Annotated in this window: 23 protein-coding genes; 5 read left to right on the top strand and 18 right to left on the bottom strand. The window is 61.6% G+C overall.

Features of this window, described 5'->3' with window-relative positions:
- Nucleotides 1–21: 21 nt before the first annotated feature.
- On the bottom strand, nt 22–381 hold the full coding sequence (locus tag PSV38_RS14625; RefSeq protein WP_300548627.1) for an HPF/RaiA family ribosome-associated protein: 360 nt from the start codon (nt 379–381) through the stop codon (nt 22–24).
- Between the two features lie 211 nt (nt 382–592).
- Here PSV38_RS14625 and PSV38_RS14630 point away from each other — a divergent pair, with 211 nt between their 5' ends.
- On the top strand, nt 593–1,027 hold the full coding sequence (locus PSV38_RS14630) for a TerB family tellurite resistance protein (protein ID WP_300548629.1): 435 nt from the start codon (nt 593–595) through the stop codon (nt 1,025–1,027).
- A gap of 9 nt (nt 1,028–1,036) precedes the next feature.
- Here the strand turns inward: PSV38_RS14630 and PSV38_RS14635 are convergent, their stop codons facing one another.
- Entirely contained in the window at nt 1,037–1,918 is an 882-nt protein-coding gene (locus PSV38_RS14635; RefSeq protein ID WP_300548631.1) for a LysR family transcriptional regulator, read from the bottom strand.
- Between the two features lie 145 nt (nt 1,919–2,063).
- On the opposite strand from PSV38_RS14635, the gene PSV38_RS14640 reads away from it, so the two are divergent.
- Both PSV38_RS14640 and PSV38_RS14645 read left to right on the top strand, forming a co-directional pair.
- On the top strand, nt 2,064–3,065 hold the full coding sequence (locus PSV38_RS14640; RefSeq protein ID WP_300548632.1) for a TerC family protein: 1,002 nt from the start codon (nt 2,064–2,066) through the stop codon (nt 3,063–3,065).
- Between the two features lie 101 nt (nt 3,066–3,166).
- On the top strand, nt 3,167–4,801 hold the full coding sequence (locus PSV38_RS14645) for a GMC oxidoreductase (RefSeq protein ID WP_300548635.1): 1,635 nt from the start codon (nt 3,167–3,169) through the stop codon (nt 4,799–4,801).
- Between the two features lie 78 nt (nt 4,802–4,879).
- Here the strand turns inward: PSV38_RS14645 and PSV38_RS14650 are convergent, their stop codons facing one another.
- The 6 genes from PSV38_RS14650 to PSV38_RS14675 all read right to left on the bottom strand — a co-directional run bounded on the left by PSV38_RS14650 (nt 4,880) and on the right by PSV38_RS14675 (nt 9,757).
- Complete coding sequence (locus PSV38_RS14650) at nt 4,880–5,455, bottom strand: hypothetical protein (RefSeq protein ID WP_300548636.1); 576 nt, start codon at nt 5,453–5,455, stop codon at nt 4,880–4,882.
- Nucleotides 5,452–6,078, bottom strand: a complete 627-nt coding sequence (locus PSV38_RS14655) for a hypothetical protein (RefSeq protein WP_300548638.1) — start codon at nt 6,076–6,078, stop codon at nt 5,452–5,454. The genes PSV38_RS14650 and PSV38_RS14655 overlap by 4 nt, the downstream gene beginning before the upstream one ends.
- Nucleotides 6,079–6,214: 136 nt before the next feature.
- A complete protein-coding gene (map, locus tag PSV38_RS14660) occupies nt 6,215–7,012 on the bottom strand; it encodes a type I methionyl aminopeptidase (RefSeq protein WP_300548640.1) in 798 nt (265 codons plus the stop codon).
- A gap of 27 nt (nt 7,013–7,039) precedes the next feature.
- Complete coding sequence (locus PSV38_RS14665; RefSeq protein WP_300548642.1) at nt 7,040–7,684, bottom strand: TetR/AcrR family transcriptional regulator; 645 nt, start codon at nt 7,682–7,684, stop codon at nt 7,040–7,042.
- Nucleotides 7,685–7,715: 31 nt separating this feature from the next.
- Complete coding sequence (locus tag PSV38_RS14670) at nt 7,716–8,378, bottom strand: type 1 glutamine amidotransferase domain-containing protein (protein WP_300548644.1); 663 nt, start codon at nt 8,376–8,378, stop codon at nt 7,716–7,718.
- A gap of 53 nt (nt 8,379–8,431) precedes the next feature.
- Nucleotides 8,432–9,757, bottom strand: coding sequence for a lipase family protein (locus PSV38_RS14675; RefSeq protein WP_300548646.1), 1,326 nt, complete (start codon nt 9,755–9,757; stop codon nt 8,432–8,434).
- Between the two features lie 179 nt (nt 9,758–9,936).
- Here PSV38_RS14675 and PSV38_RS14680 point away from each other — a divergent pair, with 179 nt between their 5' ends.
- Entirely contained in the window at nt 9,937–10,509 is a 573-nt protein-coding gene (locus PSV38_RS14680) for a DUF1566 domain-containing protein (protein ID WP_300548648.1), read from the top strand.
- Nucleotides 10,510–10,549: 40 nt separating this feature from the next.
- Here the strand turns inward: PSV38_RS14680 and hsdR are convergent, their stop codons facing one another.
- From hsdR to glmS, 8 genes are all read right to left on the bottom strand, one after another.
- Nucleotides 10,550–12,919: an EcoAI/FtnUII family type I restriction enzme subunit R gene (gene hsdR, locus PSV38_RS14685; protein ID WP_300548650.1), complete on the bottom strand. Its 2,370-nt coding sequence runs from the start codon at nt 12,917–12,919 to the stop codon at nt 10,550–10,552.
- On the bottom strand, nt 12,916–13,761 hold the full coding sequence (locus tag PSV38_RS14690; protein ID WP_300548652.1) for a Bro-N domain-containing protein: 846 nt from the start codon (nt 13,759–13,761) through the stop codon (nt 12,916–12,918). Before PSV38_RS14690 ends, hsdR begins: the two co-directional genes overlap by 4 nt.
- A gap of 182 nt (nt 13,762–13,943) precedes the next feature.
- A complete protein-coding gene (locus tag PSV38_RS14695) occupies nt 13,944–15,644 on the bottom strand; it encodes a DUF262 domain-containing HNH endonuclease family protein (protein ID WP_300548654.1) in 1,701 nt (566 codons plus the stop codon).
- Nucleotides 15,645–15,728: 84 nt separating this feature from the next.
- Nucleotides 15,729–16,934, bottom strand: coding sequence for a restriction endonuclease subunit S (locus PSV38_RS14700; protein ID WP_300548656.1), 1,206 nt, complete (start codon nt 16,932–16,934; stop codon nt 15,729–15,731).
- Nucleotides 16,931–18,382, bottom strand: a complete 1,452-nt coding sequence (locus tag PSV38_RS14705; protein WP_300548658.1) for an N-6 DNA methylase — start codon at nt 18,380–18,382, stop codon at nt 16,931–16,933. Before PSV38_RS14705 ends, PSV38_RS14700 begins: the two co-directional genes overlap by 4 nt.
- Nucleotides 18,375–19,133, bottom strand: a complete 759-nt coding sequence (locus PSV38_RS14710; RefSeq protein ID WP_300548660.1) for a nucleotidyl transferase AbiEii/AbiGii toxin family protein — start codon at nt 19,131–19,133, stop codon at nt 18,375–18,377. Before PSV38_RS14710 ends, PSV38_RS14705 begins: the two co-directional genes overlap by 8 nt.
- The gene (locus tag PSV38_RS14715; protein ID WP_300548662.1) at nt 19,120–19,629 is read right to left on the bottom strand and encodes a hypothetical protein; all 510 of its coding nucleotides are present in this window, start codon (nt 19,627–19,629) and stop codon (nt 19,120–19,122) included. Before PSV38_RS14715 ends, PSV38_RS14710 begins: the two co-directional genes overlap by 14 nt.
- Nucleotides 19,630–19,665: 36 nt before the next feature.
- Complete coding sequence (glmS, locus tag PSV38_RS14720; protein WP_300548664.1) at nt 19,666–21,549, bottom strand: glutamine--fructose-6-phosphate transaminase (isomerizing); 1,884 nt, start codon at nt 21,547–21,549, stop codon at nt 19,666–19,668.
- A 169-nt stretch (nt 21,550–21,718) separates the two neighbouring features.
- On the opposite strand from glmS, the gene PSV38_RS14725 reads away from it, so the two are divergent.
- On the top strand, nt 21,719–22,222 hold the full coding sequence (locus tag PSV38_RS14725) for an Lrp/AsnC family transcriptional regulator (protein WP_300548666.1): 504 nt from the start codon (nt 21,719–21,721) through the stop codon (nt 22,220–22,222).
- A 20-nt stretch (nt 22,223–22,242) separates the two neighbouring features.
- Here the strand turns inward: PSV38_RS14725 and PSV38_RS14730 are convergent, their stop codons facing one another.
- The gene (locus PSV38_RS14730) at nt 22,243–23,145 is read right to left on the bottom strand and encodes a J domain-containing protein (protein WP_300548668.1); all 903 of its coding nucleotides are present in this window, start codon (nt 23,143–23,145) and stop codon (nt 22,243–22,245) included.
- Between the two features lie 98 nt (nt 23,146–23,243).
- Entirely contained in the window at nt 23,244–24,638 is a 1,395-nt protein-coding gene (gene glmU, locus PSV38_RS14735) for a bifunctional UDP-N-acetylglucosamine diphosphorylase/glucosamine-1-phosphate N-acetyltransferase GlmU (protein WP_300548670.1), read from the bottom strand.
- Nucleotides 24,639–24,644: the final 6 nt, after the last annotated feature.

Consider the following 24,644-nt stretch of genomic DNA (forward strand, 5'->3'; position numbering starts at 1 on the left):
CTTGTCCTTGAGTTGGGGCATTCAGCTGGGCGACTGTTCTTCGTGGCGCAAGGGGATGGCGCGTTGCCGCAACCGCCTTGTTTCAGTGTTGCGCCGCCACTGGCGCATCAGGAAGCGCGCCGCCCGCGTCAAGGCCTTGTCCAAGGCCGTGCGCCAGTCGCGCGCCACCGAGGCCACCACCACGGTGCCCGCGATATCGCTCTTGATCTCAATCTGGCAGCGCTTGTCGATGCCGCCGCGCGGGCCATTGACATCTGACAAGCGCACGGTGGCCGTGGGTATCAGCCAGTCGAAACGGCGAAACACAAAGCGCAGACGGCGTTGCGCCACGTCTCTCAGTTCGTCGGCTTGCGGATCGCGGGACTTGAACAAAACCTGCATCACAGATCTCCATCAGTTGGGGTGCAGACGGAAGGTAGGGTGCATCGGCGCTTCGAAAAAGCAGGTAATCAGTGACCCCAACGTCGTAAAAACCGATCCGGGCAGCTTCGCTTTTTCCGAAGTCGAGTTCTTTGAAACCGTGCTTCTTCCTGGCCCAGATCCCGCCGATATTCGCTGCTGTCCGAACACTCGCCAGGAAAGCAAAGCCGCCATGCGCACCTACCCCAGCAACAGCCCCGAAGCCGCCGCGCGCCTCGTTGCGCTCGTTCTCATCTCCGACGGTCATGTGTGCCGATCCGAGCTGGATGCCCTCGACCGCTTGGAGGCTGCGCATGAACTTGGACTGCAGCCTGATGCCATGTCGGGCATCGTTCAGACACTGTGTGAGGATCTTCTGCTCGGCGCCTACGCCAGTGGCTCGCTAGTGGCCAACGTTGACGAAGCTGCCCTGACTTCGCTGGTGGCCGAAGTGACCGACCCGGTGCTTCGGGGCAGGGTGCTGCGCTTGGCGGTCGCGGTCGCCAACGCGGACCGACACCTCGCCGAAGGCGAGTTGCTGGTGATCGAAGCCGCTTACCGCCGTTGGGCTGGCGCTGAAGCTGCCCTTGTTGGCGACCGAACGCCGCCCGCCTGGCAGGTCAACTGATTGCGCTCGTCAGGTTCGCACTGCGGCCAGAATCTGCATCACCAGGGGGTGATGCTGCCCCCGGCGCGACCGAATCGCGTGGATCTCTTCTGACACGTCTCCGCAGCGGCCGAGCAGCCTCAGACCGCGCATCAGCGCAGCATCTGCGGCGCCAAGTCGGCTCACCGGGAACACGCCCATCCCACGCGCTGCAAAGACCGCCATCAAGGCACTGTCCTCGAATTCCCCCACGACCCGTGGCCGCAAGCCCTGCGCTTCGAACCAGCGATCAAGGCTGAAGCGCAGTGCCGAATGGCCGGTCGGCAGGAGCACCGGCAGCCGGTCCAGTGACTGGGGAAAATCCGCCACGTCGGCTTTGCGAACGATGGCCGCGGGTCCGTACCATTCCACCGGTGACTGGGACACGCGTTCACTGGTGAGTCGCAGGTTTGGATTGTTGGGCGCCGCCTGCCCGGCGAGTACCAGGTCCAGGTGGTGCAAGGCCAGTTCGGCCAGCAATTGATCGACCTCGCCCTCGTGGCACACCAAGCGCAGCGACGGCGTGGCCAGGATCGGCGCAAGCAGTGCGTGCACGGCCAGCTTGGAGATGCCATCCGAGAAGCCGACCGCCAAGCGCGCGACCTGGCCACTGGCCGCCTCGCGCACCTCTTCCGGGATCGCCTGCCCGATCTGAAAGACCTCTTCTGCCCGGGCAAAGGCGGCCTGCCCTGCCTCGGTCAACGCGACACCCCGGCCGGCAGGCTTGAGCAGTTGGTGCCCCAGCGCCTTCTCCAATTCCCGCACTTGGGCGCTGATGGTCTGCACGGCCATGTCGAGCCGTTCGGCCGCGCGGGCGAAGCCGCCTTCTTTCGTCACGACCCAGAAGTAGTACAGGTGGCGGAAATTCAGCATGGAAACCTCACTTCGGAAAAACCGAATCTGCACTCACTTTAGCGCTGATTCCTTCGAAGCCATGAACCGAAGAACATGCCCGTCATCTCATCACCATTTTTGCGGTACCGGCACCTTCGCCGCCGCCATTCTTCAAGGACCATCGATGGACAACTTGACTGCGCTCCTGGCAATCGATTTCTTGCAAAAACCGGCTTGGATGTGGCTGGTCTTCGCGGGCGTCGTGGTCACGCTGCTGGCGTTTGACCTGGGCGTGTTGCACAAGGACGATCACGAGATCGGTGTGCGCGAAAGCCTGCTGCTCTCTTCGGGCTACATCAGCGTAGCGCTGATGTTCGGCGCCTGGATCTGGTGGTACCTGGGCGCGCAGAGCGGCATGGACTTCTACACAGGCTTCATGATCGAGAAGTCGCTGTCGATGGACAACGTTTTCGTCATTGCGCTGATTTTCACATTCTTCGCGATTCCGCGGCAGTACCAACACCGGGTGCTGTTCTGGGGCATCCTGGGCGTGCTTGTGCTGCGCGCTCTGATGATCGGACTGGGTGCCACACTGGTCAGTGAGTTCAGTTGGGTGCTGTACCTGTTCGGCGCTTTCCTGGTGATCACGGGCATCAAGATGTGGCTGATGGTTGACCACGTGCCCGACATCGCCAACAACCTGCTGCTGAAGTTTCTCAAGAAGCACATGCGCGTGACTGAAAAGCTGCACGGCAATGCGTTCTGGGTACGCCAGGCCGATCCGGTCTCAGGCAAGTGGGTTCGCACTGCAACACCCCTGCTGCTGGCTTTGGTCATGATCGAGTTTGTCGATCTGGTTTTCGCGGTCGACTCTGTCCCTGCAATCTTCGCGATCACGACCGATCCCTTCATCGTCTACACCAGCAACATCTTCGCCATCCTGGGTCTGCGGGCGCTGTACTTCGCACTGGCAGCGATGATTCACCGGTTCAAGTACCTCAAGTACGCGCTGGCCCTGGTCCTGGTCTTCATCGGCACGAAGATCTTCCTGGTCGGCTTCATCGGCAAGTTCCCACCTGCCGTCTCACTGGGCGTGACCTTTGGCCTCATTGCAGGTGGGGTGGTGGTGTCAATGTGGAAGACGCGCGCAGCCCGCACCCCTGTTCAGGCGTCTGGGTTTCCCTAATCGATCAGGTCAACACTTGGCCGCCACGGCCATTGAGCCGGAGGCGTCATCCGGCAAGAATGGCTGAGCGCTAGTAACGCACCAACATTGAAGGATCAAGAATGGACGGATTGAATCGGCGGAAGTTTCTGGGCGGTGCCGCAGCCGCGGTGGCGGGCGCTTCGTTGCCGAGTGCTGCCAACGCAGCCATTCCCACCACAACCTCGCAAGAACGTGTCGTCGTGATCGGCTCGGGCTTTGGCGGCGGTGTCTCGGCGCTGCGCCTGGGCCAGGCGGGCATCAAGGTGTTGGTGCTGGAGCGCGGCCGTTGGTGGAAAACCGGCCCCAACGCTGAAACCTTCCCCCATGCCACCACCCTGGACAAGCGCGATCTGTTCTACACCGCCTGGCCGGAAATCAATGGCAAGCGCATCGGCTGGAACCCCTACGCGGGCCTGCTGGAACCGTTCGTCGGGCAAGGCATCATCGCCGTCACCCCGGCTGGGGTCGGGGGTGGTTCGCTGATGTACCAGGGCATGACGCTGCAGCCCTCGGAGCGCCTGTTCAAGGCCTGCTTCCCGCAGATCGACTATGCGGAGATGGCGTCCATCTACTACCCACGGGTGGCCCAGATGCTGCAAGTTCAGACGGCACCCGATGCCTTGGTCAACAGCCCGAACTACCAGGCGGCGCGCCTGTTCGCCACGAAGGTGACCGCAGCAGGCTACGACCTGCAGAAGATCCCCATGCCCATCGACTGGAACTACGCCTTGGCCGAACTGCGGGGCGAAATGAAGCCCTCGTACACCAACGGCGATTGCGCGCTCGGCGTCAACAACGGGGGCAAGCACTCGGTCGATGTGACCTACATCGAGCAGGCCATGGCCACGGGCAACGTCACGGTGGAAGCGCTGCACAACGTGACCAGCATTGCCCGTGCGCGCAATGGCTCGTGGGTGATCAAGGTGGATCGCACGGACGAAACCGGCACGGTGCTGGAGCGCAAGGTCATCACGGCCAAGAGCCTGATCCTCTCCGCTGGCACCATCAACACGTCGAAGCTGCTGGTGCGCGCCAAGGCCCGCGGCGACATCACCGGCCTGCCAGAAGGCGTTGGCCAGGGTTATGGCACCAATGCCGATCAAATCTACGTCTGGGCGAACGACAACGAGAACTTCGGCACGGCTCAAGGCGGCCCAGTCGTGTATGGCAGCAAGGAGTGGAACGATTCGAGCCAACCCGCGAACACGGTGATCCAGGCCTCCCTGCCACCGCCCAGCAAAACCAGCACCTCCAGTGCGCTCCCCTCCGCGCTGCTGCCCTCGGCGACGGCCGTGGCGGACACCACTTCTTCGACCAAGTCGACGATGCTCGTGGGCTTCGGCATGAGCAATGGCCGGGGCAAGTTTGTCTACAACTGGCTGACCGACAAGGTGGAGTTGAAGTGGCCCTCTGGCGGCGATGCCGCGGCCGCCAAGCGCATCAAGGAACGGATCACCGCCATCGCGGGCCCCGGCGCCAAGCTGACGAACACCAACGACCTGGTCAACACCACCTGGCACTCGCTGGGGGGCGCCTGCATCGGCGTGGTGTGCGACCAGGAAGGGCGCGTGAAGGGCCAGCGCGGGCTGTATGTGCTGGACGGCGCCCTGATGCCAGGGGCCACGGCTGCCTGCAACCCGTCCATGACGATTGCCGCCGTGGTGGAGCGGGCCCTTGACCTCATCGTGCAGAACGACATCGGCACGATCATTTGACGAGCTTAGGTTTGAGCTGAAAAAAAGGGGCCCTGCTTGGGCCCCTTCTCATTTTCCTGCCTCAGCAGGCTGCCAGCCTCACTGCTTGCTCATGCAACGCTGCTTGAAGTCCGCATCACCCAGCAACTTGCCAGCCAGCACTGGATAGAGCGCCGTGTATTGATTGAACGCGGCAGGCACCGCCACCGCCGCCATGAACGAGGACTCCCACTGTGCCGTGGCCGTCAACGCTTTGTCCAGGCAGACACCATTGGCTCGCGTCACCAGGAATCGGGCGCCCAAGGTGGCGGTCCCGACCGACATCCCGGCTTCCAGTTCACTCTTGGTGAGCTCACCGGTGATGGTGATGGCCGAAGCCTCGTTCAGCTTGTTGCCAGCACGCAGCTCCGTGACCAGCACGTCGCGCAGATAGCTGGAGAAGCTTTGACCGCTGGGCGCGCTCAAAGTGTTGGAGCCACGGACCGAGATGGCCTGGTCAACGCTGGGGCTCAGGCCCGCTGCGAGCTTGAAGCTGCCCACCTTGACGGAATCGGGCAACTGCTTGGCGGCATTCACATTGGCCATGCTGGGCTGCGGAGCAGGCACGGTGATGTTGGCGCAACCCACGGCCGACAGGGCGGCCACGGTGATGAGGGCGATTTTGGTGAACTTCATGGGATGTTTTGGAATTGTGGGTTGTTGGAAAGCTTCACGAGCAAGGTTTTGACGGCTTGCCTGACCATGGTGGTGACCGCCTCATTGATGCTGGCCATCTTGGTCGCGGCGGCCTCGGGGCCACTGCTGGCACCCAGAGACGTGTAGATCGCGTGATTGGCCTTGGCCTCAATTTTCGGACTGTTGTCCGACTGTTTGTATTGAAGGTCGCAGGTATAGCCGTCGCCCACCGTGCTGCCGACCAAGCCCAAGGTCAGGCCCGTCATGACGCCCTTGCTGACGGCGTCATCGCTCAGCGGGACGTTGTTGATCGTCAGCTGTAGCACGCCAGCGCCAGGCTCGGCCGTGTCTTTGATCTCGCTGAAGAGGCCACTTTGCTTGACCAGGTCGGTCACTTGGCCCCTCAGTTGCTGCGTGGCCTGCGCGTTGTTGCTGCCCTTGGTCTGGAAGCTGAAGAACAGCTGCACAGGTTTGGGTGATGCCGGTTTGGTGACCTGGGCCGTGTCTGCTCCGCGCAGGCCATTGTCGACATAAAAGTTCGCACAGCCTGCGAACATGGTGCTGGCGGCCGCGAGCACGGACAAGGCCGCCCAACGCAGCGGCCGATGATTGATTCGAATCACGAAATCCTCCCTGACAACTCGATGTATGCACATGCGATTCATGCGCACGACGGGCGCTGTGGGCATGGCCACAACAAAGAATATTATCGCCCAACACTTGTGACAATTTGTCAGGACAACCGCGCCTCCTTGGCACTCATCGACCAAGGCCCGCAGGCCAAGTGAAGATCTCGACCCCAGTTTCGGTCACACCCACGGTGTGCTCGAACTGCGCGGACAAGGCGTGGTCTTTGGTGACCGTGGTCCAGCCGTCGCCCAGCACCTTCACGTCAGACTTGCCCGCATTGAGCATGGGCTCGATCGTGAAGATCATGCCCGGCTCCAGCAGCACGCCCGTGCCACGCTGCCCGTAATGAAGCACCTGCGGCGCATCGTGGAAGACCAGGCCTGTGCCGTGCCCGCAAAAGTCGCGCACCGATGAGAAGCCGGCCTGTCGCGTCAGCGCTTCGATGGCCGCGCCAACATCGCCCAACCGCGCACCGGGCCTGACCTCGGCGATGCCGGCCATCATGGCCGCGTGGGTGGTGTCGACCAGGCGCTGCGCCAGGATCGAGACCTTGCCCACCGTGAAGGTCCGGCTGGAATCACCATGCCAGCCATCCAGCTTGGGTGTGACGTCGATGTTGACGATGTCGCCCGCCTTGAGCACCTTTTGCTCAGACGGGATGCCATGCGTGACCACGTGGTTCACCGAGATGCAGGTGGCGTGCCGGTAGCCCTTGTAATCAATGGTGGCAGGGATGGCGCCGGCCTCGCGCATGAAGGTTTCGCACAGGCGATCGAGTTCGGCGGTGCTTACACCCGGGCGCACGTGCAAGGCGATGAAATCGAGCGTGTCGGCCGCCACGCGACCAGCACGGCGCATGGCCGCGAACTCGGCTTCGTCGTGCAAAGGGATAGGACGGCCGGCGTCTTTTTGGGTGGAGTGGCGCATGGGAAAAAAAGGCGGTTTGGGGACGGGTCAGTGGGGGGGCAATGCAGCCGCTTCTTGGGCCCACCAGGGGCACAGGGCTTGGTGCGAAGTCCGCAGCAGGGCTTCGGCATTTGCGGGGATGTCACGGCCCTGCAGCAGGGCGGGCCGGACCAGCGCCAGCGGCGCATCGAGCAGCACGAAGCGCAACAGCGTGGCCACCTCCTGCGCCTGGGCAGCGGCATCGGAGGTCTGCGGCCAGGTGCCGCAATGCGGGGCACAAAGCCGCACAGCTTCTTCGAAGGCGTGATCCAGCGCGAGTTGCTCATCTTCCAGGCGCTGGCGCCAGGGCTCGGCCAGGGCCTCGTCGATGGGTGGGTGGTCTTCACACTGCAACAGGAAGCGCGCGTGCAGCGGGTGCTGACGGCACCAAGTCAGCAAGGCCTGCACGGCCAGCCATGTGTGGCCAGCTTGCCAGTGCGCCGCCACGGCCTGGCGCAAGCCAGCCTTGGCCTGCAACCAAGCGCGCGCCAGCACTTCACTGCGCGAACCGAAGCGGTGGTAGACCGAGCCCATGGGCGCGCCCGCCTTGTTGGCGATGGCCGCCATGGACACCGCCGCCACACCGCAGGTGGCGGCCAGCTCAATGGCGGCCTGAACAAAAGTGTCGTCGTTGAATTTAGCGAGTCGAACCATCCAATTAGAATAAACAATCTAATTGGTGACGTCAACCTTGAAGTGCTTTGACCAAGGCCTTGGCAATGGCCTCACTTGAGCGTGGATTCTGGCCCGTCAGCAAGTTCCCATCATGCTCAAGGTGGCTGAGCAGCGGCAGGATTGCCGAGCTGAAAATGGCACCGCTTGATTTCATGGCGTCTTCAAGAAGGAACGGCACTTCATCGGTCAGACCGGCCAGCTTCTCTTCCATGTTGGTGAAACCCGTGGCCTTGCGTCCGGCAAAGAAGGCGGCTCCATCCGCCCGCTTGGCGCCCACCAGCGCGGCGGGGCCATGGCAAACGGCAGCGATCAGCTTGCCTGCGGCATCGTGCCGCGCGACCAGGGCGTGCAAGGTCTCGTCTTGCGCGAGGTCCACCATGGGACCATGCCCACCCGGGATGAAGATGGCATCGAACTCTTCGGCTTGGATGGCATCGAGCCTGACGCTGGTGCGCAAGGCCGCCAAAGCTGAAGACCACGCTGCCTGATCCTTCTCACCGGGAAGGGATGCAGGGTCGAGCGGCACGACGCCGCCTTTGGGCGAGGCCACCGTGACGGCGATGCCCGCTTCAATGGCGGCCAAGTAAGGCACCGCAAACTCTTCCACCCAAAGCCCGGTGGGATGGCCAGAGGCCAGGTGGTTGCTGCTGGTCGTGACAAAAAGTGCGCGCATGTTGCCCTTTCGAGAGGAGTGATCGCCTCTCTTGGCAAATGCCATGCCGATTATCAGGGCGTGTACACCAGCGGCGCCAGCGAGTTGCCGGGTGCGATGCTGGCGCAGTTCGCCGGAGCAGGCTTCCCAGCGAACCGGTCATCGATCCACGACGTGGCGCCCGACAACCAGCTGATCGCGGTGATGAGGTGGCTCGAGCCATATTCCTTGTGCTGAACCTGCACGCCCTGGGCACAGTATTGACGCGCCAGCGCACGAACATCCCCAGCCAGCATCACCCCGTCGCCCTTGCCATAGACCGGCGATGTCTTCGTGCCTTCCCAGATGCCGCCCGTGCCCTGGGCAATTTGAAGCGGGATGGCTGGCGTGCCGCCAGTGCCCATGATGACCTTGTTCACCGAGGCCACATATTCGGGCACCGTGGTGCGGTCCCAGTACTCGGGCTTGACGATGCCCTGCCAGGTAACCTTGGAGTATTGGCCGAGCACGTTGATGATCGACTGGCTCTTCATCTTGTTGTAGATCTCAAGGCCTCGGTCCGAAAGGTATTTGGTGAGGTCGAGCTCGTAGGAGCGCGCGATGCCAATGAAGGCCATCTCGAGAACACCGCCCCAGATGGGCGCGCCTTCGATGTAGCTCAGGTTGTGCTCGGGGCTCACCAGCACGCCGCCGAAGGTGGCGCCAATCAGGTTCTGGCCCAGGTCTGGTGCGTAGCTCGGTGCCAGTTCGGCGGCCCATTCGGTGGCGATGGCACCGCCCGAGTAGCCCATCATCGCGACCTTGGCATTCCTGCTCAGGCCAAGTTCTGGCGAATTGAGCGCGGCGCGAATCGAGTCAAGCGTGTTGTAGCCGTACTCCGGGCCGGCCGCGAAGTTGGCTGCTTGGCCTTCGGTATCAGAGACCACAATGGTGTAGCCCTTTTGCAGATAGGGCGAGAACAAGAGCGCCTCAAAGCCTGGAAGGAGGTCTGGAAGACGCTTGCCACCGGCGTACGCGCGCGAAGGCGAGTCTTCCGGGTTCAACGAGTCGTAGAAAGACTGGTAGGCAATCACCTTGTCTTTGTTCTGGCACGCGGATGTGCACTTTGGCATGATCACGGTCGTGACGTTCACCGAGGGCCGCTGCAAGGCATCGGTTGAGCGGTACACCAGCTGCGTGGCCTGCATTGCGGTCTTGATGCCCAGGATGTAGTACGGAATCGTCCGGGTCTTGAGGACAGTGCCCGGCTCAATGCTGGCCAAAGGGGTGCTGCCCGTGTATTGGTAAAACGGATCCGGCGTGGTGGTGGCGGCGCTCGACAGGCCGGGGACCATGAGGGCGGCGACCGCGGCCTGGACGGCGGTCAGCAGCAGGTGCTTGGTGGTGGGACGGAATGTCATCAGTGGCTCCTAGCGTCGTGGGTTTGGATTCTTTGACACGCCACAGGGCTTGAAGCACCGCAACGCATGCGCTCATCGTGCACGGAAGGGCCCGACCGAAATGCCTGTACATGGACATAGATGGGGTTTGTGATGACAGCGTTTACCCCGAATGGGGTGACACAGTGAAAGAGAAACGCATGAACAAAACAGGCAGCAAACATCGATGGCTTGCCCTTGGCCTGGCTTTTGGCCTTGCTTGGGCAGGCGAACCCAACACGGCGGCGAGATTCAGCCCCACTGAAGATGGCGCCTCGGTCATCGACCTGCAAACCACGCTCGTCTGGTCACGTTGCGTTGAGGGCATGGCGTGGAACGGAAAGTCCTGCAAAGGCAAACCCAAGTTGGCCAACCATGCAGAGGCGATCATGTTGGCAAAGTCCCGCAAGGAGGCCGAAGGTTTGAGTTGGCGCTTGCCACGCGCGCCAGAGCTGCAGAAGCTCGCCAAATGGCGCGCCAGCTCCCCCAGTTTGAGCGCCGAACTTTTCCCGGCAGCGCCTCAGGATTGGTACTGGAGCGTCACGGCCAATGTCCACAGTGCCCCAGTGAACCAGTACAACTACGGCAACATCCAACAAGGCCGAACCGAGGGCAATGCCAACAGAATGGCTTTCTTGCACGGCTGGGCGGTCAACAGCGAAACCGGCTTGGCCCGGGGCGATGTGGCGAAGAGCGCCAGGCTGCCAGTCAGGTTGGTGAGGATGAGCGATTGACTGGGGGCATCGCTGCCTCCTGATGACGTTGCGATCAAGCTCACACCAGATGGAAGGTTTGGGCAGCGGCTGGGAATTTAGCCTCGTACAAATGCCGCTGGAACCCCACGAACACGCGCCTCACTTGTTCCGGCTGCCCCAGCTCGGCCAAGGCATCCGCAATCGCGTTGTTGTACTTGAGCCTGAGCAAGGGCGACAGCTTCTCTTGGTCGAGCTCATCAACGCCCTGCTTCACGTATTGGGCCAACACGAAATCGACGAACGCCTGTTGCTTGTCCGTCAGGCCCTCGGCAGACATCGCTGCGACCCTTGCCATCGCGGCGCGCTCTTCGCGTGAGACGGGCTCAGCCGCAAAGGCCACGTGTGCCAGCACGTCGTAGAGGTCGCTGTTCTCGGCCTCAATGATTCGTTGCATCTCAAGCAAGGGCTCACGGCCAAAGCCTTTGTCGGCCAAACCAGCCAACAGCGCTTTTCTCGTGTCAGGTGAACTCCAGAGCGCCCGAAGCTCGTCCTCATCCTTGAAAAACTCAGGCAGCGCACCGTAAAGCGCTTCCAGAAACTGAGCGGCAGACATCGGTGTGCCGTCCGCGCTCCAGAACGTGGTCGCGGTCATGTGCTGAATCCTTCGGGCCTTGCCATCCGCCAGTTTGACCTTGATCTTCGCGAGCGGCGGATCAAGGTTGGGGGCCGGTGGCTCATGGGCATGCACCACCAAAGGATCGGCCACCGTTGGGGCACCGACGCCCTCGCCCATCTCTGGCGCGATGGGCTCGCCATCCCATTCAGGATCGCTGAAATGGTGGTGCGCCTTCACGAAGTCATAGATCGTGAAGTAGTCCTTGCCGTCGTAAAGGCGCGTGCCTCGGCCGATGATCTGCTTGAACTCGATCATCGAGTTCACGGGCCGCATCAACACGATGTTGCGCACATTGCGGGCATCCACGCCGGTCGAGAGCTTTTGCGAAGTTGTCAGCACCGTGGGGATGCTTCGCTCGTTATCCTGAAAATGGCGCAGGTGCTCTTCGCCCAAGGCCCCATCGTTGGCCGTCACGCGCACGCAGTAGTTGGGGTCCGTGCTGGTCTTCAGCTGGTTGATCAGGTCGCGCACCGCCAAGGCGTGGACCTGCGTGGCACAAAAGACGATGGACTTCTCGCGCTGGTCGATCATGTCCATGAACAACTTGACCCGGTAAGCCTCGCGCTCCTTGATCTCGATGACCCGGTTGAAGTCTTTCTCTTCGTAGCGCTTGCCCGCCTGGATGTCGCCCTCCACCACCTCGTCGTCGGCGGTGTAGACGTACTCGTCCAGCGTGGTTGCGATCTGGCGCACCTTGAAAGGCGTCAGGAAACCATCGTTGATGCCTTCCTTCAGCGAGTACTGGTAGACCGGCTCGCCAAAGTAGGCATAGGTGTCGGTGTTGAGCGTGCGCTTGGGCGTGGCCGTCAGGCCAAGCTGCACGGCAGGCGCGAAGTAGGCCAGGATCGCGCGCCACGAGCTTTCATCTTTGGCGCCACCGCGGTGGCATTCGTCGATGACGATGAAGTCAAAGAAATCAGCGGGGTAGTCACCAAAGTACGGCGACTCGCCGGGGCCACTCATGAAGGTCTGAAAGATGGTGAAGAAGATGCTGCCGTTCTTCGGCACGCGCCCCTTCTTGCGGATGTCCGCCGGGTCGATGCGCACCAAGGCATCGTCCGGGAAGGCCGAGAACGCGTTGTAAGCCTGGTCGGCCAGGATGTTGCGATCGGCCAGGAACAGGATGCGCGGCCTGCGCTTGGGCGCCTCACCAGTTTGCCAGTCAGTCAGATTCCAACGGCTTTGAAACAGCTTCCAAGCCAGTTGAAAGGCCACGAAGGTTTTGCCCGTGCCCGTGGCCAGCGTCAGCAAGATGCGGTCGCGCCCGTGGGCGATGGCATCGAGCACCCGGTTGACGGCGATGTCTTGGTAGTAGCGCCCCTGCCAGGTGCCGCCCTTGTCTTCAAAGGGGATGGCGGCGAAGCGATCGCGCCAGGCGTTGGCATCGGCGAAGGTCTGCGCCCACAGCTCATCGGGGCTGGGGTAGGCTGCCAGATCGCCTTCCAGGCCCTTGTCCATGTCGATGCCGTAGATGGCTTGGCCGTTGGTGGCGTAGGTGAAGCGCACGGCCAATTTGGCCGCGTAGCTTTTGGCTTGCCCAACGCCTTCGGTGTGCGGCTTGGCCCAGGCCTTGGCCTCGACCACGGCCAGCTTGGTGTTGCGGTAGACCAGCACGTAATCGGCAATCTCGGCCCGCGCCCGCTTGCCCCCACCTTGCAGCCGCCCCTGGGTGATGGCGTGCTCGCGCAAGATGCGGCTGCCGTCCACCACGCCCCAGCCTGCGGCCCTGAGGGCGGGGTCGATGTGCTCGGCGCGGGTTTCGGCTTCGTTCATGGCTTGGGCGGCTTCTTCAAAACCTTGGTGCGCGATGGTGGCAGGTAGTTGTCGCCCGTGACCACGGACTTGCCCGTCTGGTCTTCCAACGCCTGGCGTGCGCTGCGCGCAATGCGCCCGCCGGCCTTGGCTGCGGCCTTGTTCTCAGGCAAGCCCGTGGCGTCGTCTTTCTCAGCGATCTGCCGTGTGGACAGTTCGGCCAGTGCCGTGAAAATCAGCTCGGCCTCACTCATGTGGTCGCGCAGGTTCTGGCTTTGCAGGCCCTTGATGGCCTTGTGGTCCTGAACCTTCAAGCCAGACCATTCCTGGTGAATGATGTTGGTGAGGATGGCGAATTCCTCGCCTGCTTTGATGTCATGCTCGCGCCAATAGTCGGTGAGCTTGTTGCGCGTTTCCTGGCCCGTCATGCGCTGCGCAATCCACTTGTCGCTGCGGCCATGCTGCTGCCAGGTTTGGCGGGCACGGTCGAGCGACAGGCTTGGGTCGGCCATTTCCTGCATGCGCTCGTAACCCACCTTGGCCAGCCAGAGCTTGATGGGCTCGGCTTTGGGGCTGGGGATGGATTGCACGATGCGCAGGAGTGTCTCGGCGGTGGCAGCGTCGGTCAGGCGTTGTTTGCCATCTGGCGTGGCCATTTTCAACTGTACGATTTTCTCGTACGGTTGCTCGGACCCCGCCTCTTGCGCCAGCTTGCGCTTCAGGTCCGACCAATACCGCCGGGCGTTGGTGCTGTCGGTCAGCACCTGCACCACATCCACCACCGAGAACCACCAGAGGTCGGCGGCTTCGTCATACACGCGGCGGATGGACTGGCCGTCGAATTCGGTGGGCAGGATCTTCATGGCTCCCTTGGTGGCTGCAATCAAGACACCATCAAGAAATAATTTGAGGCGCGATCAAATGCAAGTATTTGATTTTCAATGATTTTCACGCCAACTCACTACGCCACGAATGCGGGGAATCAAAACCCGATCAAGAACTGCCCCCGGCGTCAGAATAGTTGTCGCACGCACGGCACCAATATCTAGGCAAAATCAGCCCGCCAAACATGTGCCGCACGGGTAGCCATGCGGCTCTGGCGTTCACCCAAAGTGGCCGGATTCCACTCGACAACACCCGATTCGGCCAGGCCTTTTGTCAAGCCATAAGCACTGCTTGCATACAAGGTCAGCTTCTGAGCGAACTCAGCGTTCTGGCAGCTTCGGTTGATCGATGACTCCAGCAGCAAGAAGTTGCCCAGCCGGTACACAAAATCTTTCTGGCGCTCGGGGCTGAACGCTTCATCCCAACCACTGGAAGGGTTCTCTGGCAAGACGTGCTCGATGGTGCCTGGGTCGGTTTCCCATTCGCGCGCCACGCCAAAGGCATCGGTCTCCAAATGGCACAGCACATACTTCACCAGCTTCTTGCGGCGCCCGCTGGTGTCCATCTCCTTGTTGGAGAAATCACGCACGAACTTATCGTCGTCCACGTAAATGCTGCGCAGGGCATTGAAGACGGCAGCAGGCGTTGCCAACTCACCGTCCAACAATCCCTTGGCCGCCCGGTGGTAGACCGGCTCCAGCTCATTGGTGTTCAACCCCCCAACCGCCGTGTAACGGAACGAGACGACACACAACAACTTGAGCACACGCACAAAGTCATCGGGACTCAAGCACGTCCACGCGGCAAACACCAAGGGGGTGTGCTGGCGCACGCCAAACAGCTGCAAGTCTCGAATATATGGCCGTGCTGCAGGTCGCTCCTGCCAAAACTCGTGAGCGGTGTCATCCATGGCAGCAAACAAGTCGGCACGCTGCTCCAGGGCATCCATCAGGGCGAACACATCGGCCGATGACCGAACCTCGTCGCGCACGGTCTTGAACAGCCGCTGCTTGCGCACCTGCGGGAAGCGGCACAAAAGGTGGTAGCGCAAGAACTCAGGGAAACGCTCATGCTTGACCGTGCCAATCATCTGGCGCCAGCGACGCTGCAAGGCAGTCAGGTCAGATTTGGCGGCCACCCTTGAGAACAGGTAGTTCTTCAAAAGGTCGGTGGACGACAACTCCAGACCTCGGGCATTGAGCGTCTCGAACACGGTGTAAGCGCTGATGTCGTCCTCCACCGTGATCAAGATGAACAAGAGCTGGCGCGCCACCGTGTCAGACAGCAAGCGGGCCAGGGCTTCACCCTGCGCACCCAGGTCAGTCAAACGCTTGTCAAACCAGCCAAAGCATTGCCACAGCAGCCGGTTGGATTTCGGCAAGCCCCGTGGGTTCAAAGGCTGGCGCAACTGCACGAGGTAATCTTGATAAAAGCCGTCGTCCGTGTCGTTGAGGAACAGCTTGCTGCTCTCCAACAAAGAAGCAGGGTCTTTTTCACCGATGAAGCGACTGCGCAGTTGCGCTGCACGGTCTGCGTTGGCTGCCATTGTGGCCTCGTCACCCGGCATGGCTTTGAGGCGGTGAATGACCGCCAAGGCCAGCACGCTCAGCGTGGCCACGCGCTGCTGGCCATCGATGATCTGGAATTCGCGGTCTGACGATGCCTCGACCACCAAGGCGCCCATGTAGTGGAAACTGCCCGGCACATCACGCAACTCGATGATGTCGTTCCAGAGGTCTTCCCACTGTTCCTCCTCCCAGGCGTAGTCACGCTGGAATGAAGGCACACGGTATTTTTTGCCGTTGCCGATGAGGTCCAGGAACGTGACGTCCTGGGTTTTCAGCAGATTGCTCTTGGCCATGTTGCGTTTCCTAGCTTGTCCGGTTTCAGGCCCGGCGCGGTTCACCGAACTTTATGCCATGAAGGCGGCGTGCGTCGAGGTCGTTCACAGTTGGCCGGTGAAGGCTTGGTGGAGCAGGGATTTTTTGAGTTCGTCGAGGGCGGCGATTTTCTTGCGCTGGGATTCCAGCAATTTCTCGCAAGCTACTTCAACCGCAGCAAGCGCATCAATGACCTGAAGCTGCCGCTCAAGTGGTGGCACGCCATGAATCTCAAATGCACGGATGTCTTTCATGTTCACATGTTGCACCGTGGCACCGCGTGAATGCGCAAGAAGGCGCGTCTGGCTACTTCGCTGCAAGAGCAGATGGGCGAGGTATTCCGGGTGAAAGACATCTCGCTTCGGGCGAAGCAAAACCGTCCTCTGACCAAGACATGCCTGAACTCCCTCCGGGATGACAGCCACGTTGCCAGCAGGAGCCTCCCGCGCAAGGATCAGGTCACCTGGCCGTGGAACGGCTCTTCTGGTCCACGAAACATAGGTCTCGTGCGATACGCGGTTAACGTCATCAAGGATCAGTTTTCCTCTGCCAATGTTGGGCGTTCTGATGGACGGAAAACCTTCGCCTTGTGTAGGTGCCGTCTTATGTTCGCAATCAACGATGAACTCGCAAAGCTGGGCTAACTCGCGCGGAAGAAAGGATTGATCAACGTGATTTTCAAAACACTGTTCGATCAAGGACTCGCCGAGTTCGCGGGCGTTCTGCAGGTTCTTCTCGGCGTTGGCCTTGGCGGTGGCGATGCCCTCGAAGGCTTCGTCGAGGATGGCGACGATACGGTGCTGCTCTCCCAGCGGGGGCACAGGAAACTCGATCTGCCGAAGTGCATTGGCGTCGATCTTTAGCGTCCCATGCGCGGCTGAACTCAATACGCTGTTCCCGCCATCTGCCAGGCCATGACGGAGTGCCAGCAGTAAAAATCTTGAGTCAACCGTGGCTGGTGGGACAATGGCTCGAAGGTCTTGATTGAACGCGACGGGCGACGTGACCTCACCGATTTGGATGCCATTCGCGAGGCCCATCCCTCGTACAAGCACGAGCAGCGAGCCACTCGGGGCTATCTTTGCTGCCGTCTCTTCGCACGCGCGCTGTGAGATGCAAAGTTCGGCATCGAATATTCGATCGGCCTTCAAGTCTTTTGCAGAGACCCACGGGATGGATCCACGCCAGTAGGCAGCGTTCCCCTTCGACGGAGTGCCACCGCTGTAGACACGACAAACGCCGCCAATGGTCGCTATGGGCCACTCCGTCACAACAACCCCCGAATCACCGCCAACACCTCAGCACTCTCCACATCCAGCGCCGCAATCTCATCAAGGATCTCTGAAGGCGTGCGCAGCACCACCGCATCCCCACCCTTCGGGTTCTTGGCCGACAAGTCCCAGGTCGTCGCATCAATGGCGGTCACGTCCACCGACCAACTCTGCGCCGAATCCCCAAACACCTTCTGCTGCACGATGAAGTCACGCATGTCATCGTCGTTCAACGGGTTGGTCTTGCCCATGTTGCGCCCCGGGTTCAACTGGTAGAACCAGACCTTGCGTGTTGGCGCGCCCTTCTCAAAAAACAGCACCACCGTCTTCACGCCCGCGCCCTGAAAGGTACCGCCCGGGCAATCGAGCACGGTGTGCAGGTTGCAGCTTTCCAGCAGCAGCTTGCGCAGGCTCACGCTGGCGTTGTCGGTGTTGCTCAAAAAGGTGTTCTTGATCACGATGGCCGCACGCCCACCGGCCTTGAGCGATTTGATGAAGTGCTGCATGAACAAGAAGGCGGTTTCGCCCGTCTTGATCGGGAAGTTCTGCTGCACCTCTTTGCGCTCTTTGCCACCAAAGGGCGGGTTGGCCAGGATCACGTCAAAGCGGTCCTTCTCCTGGATGTCGTTGATGTTCTCGCCCAGCGTGTTGGTGTGGACCACGTTGGGGGCCTCGATGCCGTGCAGGATCATGTTCATGATCGCGATCACATAGGCCAGGCTCTTTTTCTCTTTGCCGTAAAAGGTGCGCGTTTGCAACGTGGCCAGGTCGGCGGTGGTCTTGGCTTTGGCGCTGAGGTGGTCAAAGGCTTCGCACAAGAAGCCGGCCGAGCCGCAGGCGCCGTCGTAGATGCGCTCGCCAATTTGCGGGTCGAGCACCTTGATCATGGCGCGGATCAATGGGCGCGGGGTGTAGTATTCGCCGCCGTTGCGCCCGGCGTTGCCCATGTTCTTGATCTTGGCTTCGTACAGGTGCGAGAGCTCGTGCTTTTCGGTCTGCGACCTGAAGCGCAGTTCGTCCATCCTGTCGATCACATCGCGCAGGTTGTAGCCGCTCTGAATCTTGTTCTTGATCTCGCTGAACACCTCACCAACCTTGTATTCGATGGTGTTGGGGCCGGTGGCGCGCTGCTTGAACGCGGCCAGGTAGGGGATGAGGCGGGTGTTGACAAAGTCGCGCAGGTCGTCGCCCGTCATGGCGGCGTTGTGGTCGAGCTTGCCGTCTGGCGTTCTGGGTGCGGCCCAGCTTTCCCAGCGGAACACGTCGGCCAGGATGAAGCTGTAGGTTATGCCTTCCAGCGCGGCCTCTGAGGCCTTGTCATGCTCCAACGCGTCGAGGTATTTCAGGAACAGCAACCAAGAGGATTGCTCGGTGTAGTCCAGTTCGCTGGTGCAGCCTGCGTCTTTGTGCAGGATGTCGTCGATATTCTTGAAGGTCTGTTCAAACACTGGCTTTGCCTGTTCTATTTTTTTCTGTCAATGCATCCTGAGGCATGCGTCCCAAAGCCTCCAATCTTGCCACTTCAACCTCGATCGCATCGCGAACGATCTTGAAGTAGGCCTGCATGTCCGCCACAGACGGCGGCTTGGTCAACAAAGATTCATAGCCCTCATCCAGCACGCTGATCTTGCCCGAGCACATGCGCCCCATGGCGATGTCGAATTTCGTTGGCACACCCGCCAGTTCGAAGCTGCGGTAGATGTCCAGTGGCTGAAACAGCCCGCGCTGAAGCATGACAAACATGTCCAGCCAGTCTCGTGTCTTAGATCGATTGGCACACGCGATGCACTTGAGCCGAAAGATCTCTTCCAGACTGGCCACACGCGGCCTGTCAGCGGCACCCGCACGCAGCAACACCTTCACTTCAGGATCTGGCGCCACCAAGGTGAGCTTCACGCTGCCACCGACCACGTAGTCTTGCTGGTAGTCGAGGTAGTCCATCCCAGTGTCTTCAAACTCGGCCAAGCCGTCGGGGCTGTCGCTGGGCACAAAGTTGAACCCGCTGGCATGCGCCATGCGCTTCAAACCCTCAATGGCATGTCGGGGCAACCTAGGCGCGGGGATCATGAAGTCCAGGTCTTCACTGAGGCGGTGGTCCAGGTGCATCGACAAGGCCGTGCCGCCCACCAGCACAAAGCCACCCAAGGTGGATTGCCCTTGCAGGAAACGCCACAAGCGCTCGGTGTCAGGCCGCAGCATGGCTCAAGCCCCGTTCGATGTTGGTCAGCTTTCGGCTGATGTCGACCAGGGCGCGCGATGACAAACCGACATCGGCATCTGCGCGCATCAAGGCCCACTGCCGCTGGACAAAAGGCAGGCCATGCTCCAGCACCGCTTCCAGCACGAGGTTGAACGAGCCCTTCTTCAAAGCATTGCGCACCAGAGCTTCATCAGAGATGGCCGCATTGGACCAGGCCAGACCACGCGACGGATCAGCCAGCGACGAGCGCCTGATGGGCGCCATGGGCGCCATGGGCCCCGCAGGGTCAGGCGTGACGCCAGAGGACAAGCTCAGCGTCAAGCCGGCCGCCTGGGCCAGGGCTTGCAAGGTGCTCAGGTCAATCGTGCCGCGCTTCTTGGCGCGAGAAATCGTTTCAGGCGCGACACCAGCAGCCTGCGCCAGGTGGCCCTGATCGAGTTGCGCCGCCCGGGCGGCTTCAATGACTTGGGTCAGCAGTGATTGCTCGATTGACATTCAAGTCAATTTACAATCAATTGACGCCTGAGTCAATTACTCCACAGTGACCGACTTGGCTAAGTTACGCGGCTTGTCCACATCCGTCCCCTTCGCACAAGCCGTGTGATACGCCAGCAACTGCAGCGGCACCGTGTGCAAAATCGGGCTCAGCGCGCCATAGTGTTCCGGCAGCCTGATCACATGCAAGCCCGGCTCAGCCTGAATGTGCGTGTCCGAATCCGCACACACATACAGCTCACCCCCACGCGCCCTCACCTCCTGCATATTGCTCTTCAGCTTCTCCAGCAAGGTGTCGTGCGGCGCCACCACCACCACGGGCATCTCTGAAGTCACCAGCGCCAGCGGGCCATGCTTCAACTCCCCCGCCGGGTAAGCCTCGGCGTGGATGTAGCTGATTTCTTTCAGCTTCAAAGCACCTTCCAGCGCAATCGGGTAATGCAGCCCACGGCCCAGGAACAAGGCGTTGTCCTTGCGCGCAAACGACTCGGCCCACGAGATGATCTGCGGCTCCAGCGCCAGCACCGATTGCAAAGCCACGGGCAGGTGGCGCATGTCGGTCAGGTGTTTGGCTTCTTGCTCAGGGCTCAAATGGCCGCGCAACTTGGCCAGCGTCAAGGTCAGCAAGAACAAGGCGGCCAGTTGCGTGGTGAAGGCCTTGGTCGAGGCCACGCCAATTTCCACGCCCGCCCGCGTTACATACGACAACGCGCATTCGCGCACCATGGCGCTGGTGGCCACGTTGCAAATGGTCAGCGTGTGCTTCATGCCCAGGCTTTGCGCGTGCTTCAGCGCGGCCAGGGTGTCGGCCGTTTCACCTGACTGGGTGATGGTGACGACCAAAGTGCGCGCATCGGGCACGCTGTCGCGGTAGCGGTATTCGCTGGCCACTTCCACTTGCGTGGGGATCTTGGCGATCGACTCCAGCCAGTACTTGGCGGCCGAGCCTGAGTAGTAGCTGGTGCCGCAGGCCAGGATCAACACGCGGTCGATCTTGCCAAACACCTCCAGCGCCTTGTCGCCAAACAGATCGGGCGTGATGGCGACCACGCCTTCCAGCGTGTCGGCAATGGCGCGCGGCTGCTCGAAGATTTCCTTCTGCATGTAGTGCCGGTAAGGGCCCAGCTCGACCGCACCGCTGTGCACGGTCACCGTTCGCACGGGGCGCTCGGCGGCATCCACGCGTTGGTGTTCGGTGGCGCCAGCGGCGCGGTTCTCGATCCAATGGCGGCCGGGCTGCAGGTCAACCACGTCGCCTTCTTCCAGGTACACGATCTGGTCGGTCACGCCGGCCAGGGCCATGGCGTCACTGGCCAAAAAGCGTTCAGTGGCATCCACGCCGCCCACGCCCAAGATGAGCGGCGAGCCTTGGCGGGCACCGACCACGCGCTGGGGTTCGTCGCTGCAAAACACGGCAATCGCGTAAGCACCGGTCAGGCGCAGCGTGGCGGCTTTGACGGCGGCAAACAGGTCGCCGTCGTACAGGTGGTCCACCAGGTGGCTGATGACTTCGGTGTCAGTCTGGCTGAGGAACTCGTAGCCCTTGGCTTGCAGCTCGGCGCGCAGGGCCTCGTGGTTCTCGATGATGCCGTTGTGCACCAGGGCGATGTGGCCGGGCTTGGTCTTGGCCGCATCTTTGCCGGTGCCGTGCGAGAAGTGCGGGTGGGCGTTGTGCACGGCGGGCGCGCCGTGCGTGGCCCAGCGGGTGTGGGCGATGCCCAGGGTGCTGTTGATGCCGTCGGCCTGGATCAGGGCGCCCAGCTCGGACACCCGCTCGGTGCTGCGCGAGCGGCGCAGTTGCGAGTCTTGCAGCACGGCCACGCCGCAGGAGTCATAGCCTCGGTATTCAAGCCGCTTGAGGCCCTCAACCAAAACCGGGGTGATGTTGCGCGATCCAACGGCGCCGACGATTCCGCACATGCTGATGCTCCCTGAGGCCACGTGGGCCAATCCAACAGAAGAGGTCGATGCTATGGCTTACATAATGAAATGTTGTTTTGTTTTAAATCATTTTTTGGTAATTTATTCCGCCGCAAGCGCATTAAAAAATCATCATGCAAATATCACCATGAATTTGCAATAATCTTTCATGCTCAACGCTCCCCCCTCATCGACGATCGACGCCACCGATCTGCAATTGCTGGCCCTGTTGCAGAAAGACGCCACCCTGTCCAACCAGGCCCTGGCCGACTTGGTGAAGGTGTCGCCCGCCACCTGCCACCGCCGCGTCAAGCGCCTGTGGGATGCCGGCCTGATCGAAAAGCAGGTGGCAGTGCTGTCACCAGAGCGCTTGGCCGAGGCACTGGGCTGGGGCCTGTCGGTGCTGGTGGAGGTGACGCTGGATCAGCAAACGCAAGAAGCGCTGGACGCTTTCGAGGCCAAGGCCGTGGCCGATGACCGCGTGCAGCAATGCTGGCGCGTGTCCCCGGGGCCAGACTTTGTGCTGGTGATTCAGGTGGCCGACATGCCCAGCTACCAGGATCTGGCCCGGCAGCTGTTCACCGAAGACAGCCAGGTGCGCAATGTGCGCGCGTTCTTCGCGGTCAAGCGCGCCAAGTTCGGCACCGCCCTGCCCTTGCCGCCCACCGCCTGAGGCGAGCGAATCAAGCGCGTTCAGCGCTTGGGCTGTTCCAGGGCCAGCGGGTCGATCAGTTGCCGCTCCTGCCGCAGGTTCAACGGCTTGCCATCCAGCGGGTGGTGCGTGCTGGCCACCTGGCGAGAGAACGAGCCCTTGGCCGGCTGCAACTCGCCCAGGCTGGGCAAGATGGCCATCAATTGCTCGTCAGACAATTTGGACAGCTCGGTCACCGTGGGTTGGCGCTCAAAGCTGGGGAGTGGGGGCTGCGGCCTGCTGGGTGGCATGCCTTGCTCGGCAGCCAGCACCTCTTCAGGGGTCTCGGCCACCCTGGAAGCATTGGTCACGGCAGGGTCCGCAGGCGCCAGCCCAGGAGCGGCATCGGGCACTCCGGCCAGTTGATCCTGATCCAGGGTGCGCGAAGGCGGGAAGGTGGCGTATTGGTCAGACAAGGCCTTGTCCATCTGGTGCCGGGTCACCACACCCCAAGCCACCCAGATGGCCGACAGCAACAGCACCGCCCCCAAGATCATGGCCGCGTACTTGCGATTGGGCGTCAAGGGCCAAAGCGGCGTCGGCCCGGCAGGCTTGGGCGTCATCCAGTCAATGTCAACCCGGGTTTCTGAAAAACCATGGTCACTGTCAGCCACCTCCATGGACTTGCCGCTGCCGGCAGATTTGGACGGGCGCTGCGCCTTGCCTGGCCCATTGACCTGCTCCTTGGCCGCCAGCATGGCATCGTATTCGGCACGCAGTTCGGGGTTGATCAGCACTTCGTAGGCGGCGTTGATGGCCACCATCTGGTCGTGCATCTGATCATCACGCCCCATGGTGCCACCCTGGCGATCAGGGTGGCGCTTGCCAGCGAGTGCCCGATAGGCTGCCCGGATGACCTCGGTGGGCGCATCCGAGGTGACTTTCAAGCAGTCGTAATGGTTCACGGCCAAGCAGTCCTGCAATGGAGGGGATGTAATGTCATCATGTTACCGACAGCCCCGCCCCCGCGCCCGGAGTGGAAGGGGGGGGTTTGCGATATTTTTCAGCGTTTGATCTTTTCCGGACGCTGCCAGCCCGCCAAGGACACCTGTTTTGCACGCGCCACGGTGAGCTGGCCGGCAGGCGCATCCTTGCCCAAGGTGCTGCCACCACCAATGGTGGCGCCGTCGCCCACGCTGATGGGCGCCACCAGCACGCAGTTGGAGCCCACTTGCACATCATTGCCGATCACGGTGCGGTGCTTGTTGGCGCCATCGTAGTTGGCGGTGATGCTGCCCGCCCCGTAGTTGACGCGTTCGCCCACGGTGGCATCACCCAGGTAGGCCAGGTGGTTGGCTTTGGAGCCACGGCCCAGGGTTGAATTCTTGACCTCGACAAAGTTGCCGATGTGGACCTCGGGGCCCAGTTGCGCGCCGGGGCGCAGGCGTGCAAAAGGCCCAATGACCGAGCCCTCGCCCACCGACACACCCAGGGTGTCCCCATCGATGTGCGTAAAAGGTTGGATGAGCACGCCCGCGCCCAGCATGGCGTTGCGGATCACGCAATTGGCACCAATCTGAACGCGGTCGCCCAGGCTCACCGTGCCTTCGAACAAGCAGTTGACATCGATGTCCACGTCTTGCCCGCATTGCAGCGTGCCACGCAGATCGAAGCGGGCCGGGTCGGCCAGACGCACGCCTTGCTCCATCAGGCGCTCGGCTTGCACACGCTGGTGGCGGCGCTCCAGCTCGGCCAGTTGCAAGGGGCTATTGACGCCCAACACCTCGACCTCGTCGCGCGGCTGCGCGGCCACCACGGTCACACCATCCAGTTGGGCCAGCGACACCACATCAGTCAGGTAGTACTCGCCTTGCGCGTTCTGGTTGGTCAGCTTGGACAGCCAGCGCTTGAGCTGGGCGGTGGGCGCGGCCATCACACCGGTGTAGACCTCGGTGATGGCGCGTTGCGCTTCGGTGGCATCTTTGTGCTCGACGATCGCCAACACCTTCTGGCCCGAGGCATCGCGCACGATGCGGCCATAGCCCGTGGGATCGGGAAGGTGGATGGTCAGCAAGGCCAGCTTGTCGCCACTACAGGCCTCGACCAGCGCGCGCGCGGTGGCGGCTTCGATCAGGGGGGTATCGCCATTCAGGATCAGGGTGGTGCCTTCATCGGGCAGCACGGGCACGGCTTGTTGCACGGCGTGGCCGGTGCCCAGTTGCGGCTCTTGCCGCACGAAACTGAGGGGCAGGCTGGTGAAGGCCTGGCGCATGGTGGCCTCAACCTGATCGGCGCCATGCCCGGTGATCACGATTTGCTGCGCCGCCGACAAGCTCGACGTGGTGCTGATGACGTGGGACAACATGGGGCGACCGGCGATCTTGTGCAGCACCTTGGGGTGGGCCGACTTCATGCGGGTGCCCTTGCCGGCAGCCATGATGACAATGGAAAGCGACATGGGGAT

Source organism: Aquabacterium sp. (assembly GCF_029946005.1).
Taxonomy (GTDB): Bacteria; Pseudomonadota; Gammaproteobacteria; order Burkholderiales; family Burkholderiaceae_C; genus Aquabacterium.

Coding starts and splice junctions, on each gene's coding strand:
- map (WP_300548640.1), bottom strand. CDS start 7,012: ATGCGCCACTCCACCCAAAAAGACGCCGGCCGTCCTATCCCTTTGCAC.
- PSV38_RS14710 (WP_300548660.1), bottom strand. CDS start 19,133: ATGCTGCGGCCTGACACCGAGCGCTTGTGGCGTTTCCTGCAAGGGCAA.
- PSV38_RS14690 (WP_300548652.1), bottom strand. CDS start 13,761: ATGAAGATCCTGCCCACCGAATTCGACGGCCAGTCCATCCGCCGCGTG.
- PSV38_RS14670 (WP_300548644.1), bottom strand. CDS start 8,378: ATGCGCGCACTTTTTGTCACGACCAGCAGCAACCACCTGGCCTCTGGC.
- PSV38_RS14625 (WP_300548627.1), bottom strand. CDS start 381: ATGCAGGTTTTGTTCAAGTCCCGCGATCCGCAAGCCGACGAACTGAGA.
- PSV38_RS14640 (WP_300548632.1), top strand. CDS start 2,064: ATGGACAACTTGACTGCGCTCCTGGCAATCGATTTCTTGCAAAAACCG.
- PSV38_RS14695 (WP_300548654.1), bottom strand. CDS start 15,644: ATGGCCAAGAGCAATCTGCTGAAAACCCAGGACGTCACGTTCCTGGAC.
- PSV38_RS14715 (WP_300548662.1), bottom strand. CDS start 19,629: ATGTCAATCGAGCAATCACTGCTGACCCAAGTCATTGAAGCCGCCCGG.
- PSV38_RS14650 (WP_300548636.1), bottom strand. CDS start 5,455: ATGAAGTTCACCAAAATCGCCCTCATCACCGTGGCCGCCCTGTCGGCC.
- PSV38_RS14665 (WP_300548642.1), bottom strand. CDS start 7,684: ATGGTTCGACTCGCTAAATTCAACGACGACACTTTTGTTCAGGCCGCC.
- PSV38_RS14635 (WP_300548631.1), bottom strand. CDS start 1,918: ATGCTGAATTTCCGCCACCTGTACTACTTCTGGGTCGTGACGAAAGAA.
- PSV38_RS14725 (WP_300548666.1), top strand. CDS start 21,719: ATGCTCAACGCTCCCCCCTCATCGACGATCGACGCCACCGATCTGCAA.
- PSV38_RS14675 (WP_300548646.1), bottom strand. CDS start 9,757: ATGACATTCCGTCCCACCACCAAGCACCTGCTGCTGACCGCCGTCCAG.
- PSV38_RS14630 (WP_300548629.1), top strand. CDS start 593: ATGCGCACCTACCCCAGCAACAGCCCCGAAGCCGCCGCGCGCCTCGTT.
- glmU (WP_300548670.1), bottom strand. CDS start 24,638: ATGTCGCTTTCCATTGTCATCATGGCTGCCGGCAAGGGCACCCGCATG.
- glmS (WP_300548664.1), bottom strand. CDS start 21,549: ATGTGCGGAATCGTCGGCGCCGTTGGATCGCGCAACATCACCCCGGTT.
- PSV38_RS14680 (WP_300548648.1), top strand. CDS start 9,937: ATGAACAAAACAGGCAGCAAACATCGATGGCTTGCCCTTGGCCTGGCT.
- hsdR (WP_300548650.1), bottom strand. CDS start 12,919: ATGAACGAAGCCGAAACCCGCGCCGAGCACATCGACCCCGCCCTCAGG.
- PSV38_RS14645 (WP_300548635.1), top strand. CDS start 3,167: ATGGACGGATTGAATCGGCGGAAGTTTCTGGGCGGTGCCGCAGCCGCG.